The following is a 2891-nucleotide window of genomic DNA, read 5'->3' as shown; positions in this document are numbered from 1 at the left end:
GTGATCGGCAGCGCGGCGCCGGAGTTCGCCGGGCTGCCCGCCAGCCGAAGATCGAGCTCACCCTGCCCCGCGGCGAGCCGCTGGCGGGCCACCGCCTTGAGCAGCTCGAGGTCAGCGTCGGTATGCGCCGACCCGACGTGCTCGATCTCGCGGGATCCCCGGTACTGGGAGTGCACGATCTGCACCGCCCGCGCACCAGACGCGGTCTTCACCGTCCGCACGTAGGGAGACACAACCCGACAGAGTAGGCCACCGCCACCACCCCGATTAGTGCGTGCCTCCCAGACCAAACCCGCAGGTCACCCGTCCGCGAACAGCGAGACGATCAGATCTTGGCCCAAGTCAGGTCGGCGGCCCCGATCCGGTCCTGCCTTCCCTCACCTCACCAGCGCCCCTCGGGCCGCTGTTCTGATGCGAGGCGTCGGGACCCGGTGCGAGGCGTCGGGACCCGGTCAGGAGATGGCGTTCTTCGCGGTGGCGATGCCGTCCGCCGAGGTGGTCTGCAGGATGTCGTTGAGCTGTGTGTCCGACGGCGTGTAGCCGAAGTAGGTCTTGTAGAAGTCGCGGGTGACCGACCGGAGGTCGACGTCGGCGAACAGCGACGGGTTGAGGACCTTCGCGACCCACTGGAGCTGCACCGCCTGCTCGACGGTGTACTGACCCCACGCGTACAGCCCGCGCGGGTCGATGAACACCTTGTCCGACTTGACCGCCTTCAGATCGCTCCAGCCGCTGATCTTCGACAGGCCCGCCAGCACCGAGGCGCCGGTGTTGGCGGCCAGGCCCTGGTCACCGCCCGGCGCCTGGATGATCACATTGTCCGGGTTCCACTGCAGCAGCTGCTCCATGGTCACATTCACGCGACTGCCGCTGANTCCCTTCGCGACGTCCGTCCCGCCGGCCTTCGTGATCCACTGGTCCGGCAGCGACGACCCGCCCTGGACCACGATGTTGTTGCCGGCGTACGCCTCGATGTACACCACGGTCGGCTTGGTCGTCGACTTCGCCAGCTTCGACGTCAGGGTGCTGTCAACCTTGTCGAAGTAGGCGTTGTAGGCCTTCGCCTTGGCCACCGCGGCGCCGCCGTAGGTCTCCCCGGCGACGGTGATCGACTGCGTCAGCTGCGCGTACTTGGGAAAGACCATGACCACCGCCGGGATACCCGCGGCCTGGAAGGGCTTCGCCGTGTCACCACCGGAGAGCGCGGAGACCACGTCCGGCTTCTGGGCGAGCAACTGCTCCATGTTCACGTTGCTGCTGTGGAAAAGCTGCGGCACCTTCGTGATCGACGGCTGCACGGCCTGCAGGAACGGGATCGTGCTCACGTTCTGCTGGATCGCGACCAGCTTGTCGCCGACGCCGAGCATGATGTCGGCCACGGTATGCGCCGGGAACTGCTCGGCGATGCGGTTGATCGTCGTCGGTACCGTCACCTTCGCGCCCGACAGGTCCGTCACGACATGCGTGGCGGGCGTGGCAGACGTCGTAGGTGTCGCACTGCTCTTGCTGCCGGCGTCGGCACTCGAACCCCCCGAACTCGAGCAGGCCGCCAGCGCGAACACGCTCGCGACACCGACCGCGACGGCGACCCGCGCCGGGCGGCGCGGCGAACTTACCGACCATCCCCCCAAAGAACTCACTGACAGTCCCCCCGAAACAAACGATTCACGCCGCTCGTCATGCTATGGATAATCATGGGCGGAAGTTAGCAGTGGCTAAAGACCAGCGTCAAGTAAGATCAACCCCAATAAAAAAGGGTAACCAACTCGTGAACACGATGTTTCGTCGGCCGCACCCAGCGCTTCATCGAGGAAGTTCCAATGATATCTTTGGCCGCGTTTCAGCCCCGCTCGACCGTGCGGGCGCCTGACGGCCGTGAATCGACCCGGGTCCGGTCGCAGCCTGCCGGAAATCGACTGACCGGAAATCGACCGGGCCGAAGAAGTTCGGCACCACACCGAGCGCCGACTGTGGTTTTTTCTGCCCAAACTGCCGCCGCGTTCCCGGGGATACCGCAGGTTAAGATCGGCAGACAGCTGACGTGCCGTGCGGGCCGGGCCTCCTTTCCGAAGACTTTTCCGACGTGCGACAGCGGGCGCGGACTCCGCCGCGACCAGGCCGAGATTCGCGGCGCGACCGTACGCCACAGAAATCGACAGAAACATGACGCGGACAGCGCACGGATCCTGGGGCGAAGAGCACACCCTGCCACCGGCGCCGTTCGGAGCCGGCGTCCGGGCCAGTGTAGTGGAATTCTACAGATCATCGCAAGTGCGGAGATTTTCGCGGCCCATGAGCCGCGGATGCGGAGGGGCGAAGGATGATCCGCCACTTTCCGTAGGAACTTGACTACAAATAGGCAGCGCGCAAACTATCCGGCCGGAAAAGGCGGGGACTCGCGACCGCCGTCACTCCAGAGGACCACCGTCCTCGCCGCGGATGCAGGCTCCAGAGGCTGCGATCGTCAGCGCACGACCAGCCCCACGATCAGCCGCGACACCGCTCTCGCTCCAGCCGGGGCGGGCTGTCCGACAAGCGGACCACGCCGGTCTCGTAGGCGAAGACGACCGTCTGCGCCGGTCCCGCAGTTCCAGCTTGGCCGGGATCCACCCGACGCGGGTCTTCGCCGTGGCTTCCGACGGCACCAGCCGGGCCGCGATCTCGGCCTTGGAACGGCCGGACCTGCCGAATGCAACAGAGCCCTGCGTTTTGCATGCCATCGTCCGCCCGATCGTCCGCCCGATCGCCACAACCATGATCACCACCGGCGGTCGCGGACCGTTACGGGGAAAGGCTTACCGACCTTTAATGCGCGAGGTCGGCTGATTGATCATGGGATGGTGTCAAGGTCAACCCGGTGCCCGCCAGGCAGCCCTCGAGCAGGTCAGGAC

General features: G+C 66.0%; 1 protein-coding gene and 2 pseudogenes. All 3 read right to left on the bottom strand.

Annotated elements, in window-relative coordinates:
- Window positions 1–221, bottom strand: a pseudogene (locus tag UK82_RS30535) (IS1634 family transposase); the annotation flags it as partial.
- A gap of 231 nt (window positions 222–452) precedes the next feature.
- Window positions 453–874, bottom strand: a pseudogene (locus UK82_RS41210) (iron ABC transporter substrate-binding protein); the annotation flags it as partial.
- Window position 875: 1 nt separating this feature from the next.
- A partial coding sequence (locus UK82_RS41205; RefSeq protein ID WP_236706634.1) for an ABC transporter substrate-binding protein occupies window positions 876–1640 on the bottom strand: 765 nt, incomplete at its 3' end.
- Window positions 1641–2891: the final 1251 nt, after the last annotated feature.

Source organism: Frankia sp. ACN1ag (assembly GCF_001414035.1).
In the GTDB taxonomy this organism is placed as follows: domain Bacteria; phylum Actinomycetota; class Actinomycetes; order Frankiales; family Frankiaceae; genus Frankia; species Frankia torreyi.
Note: the sequence above shows the minus strand (reverse complement) of the source record. Positions and strands in the feature narration are given on the sequence as shown.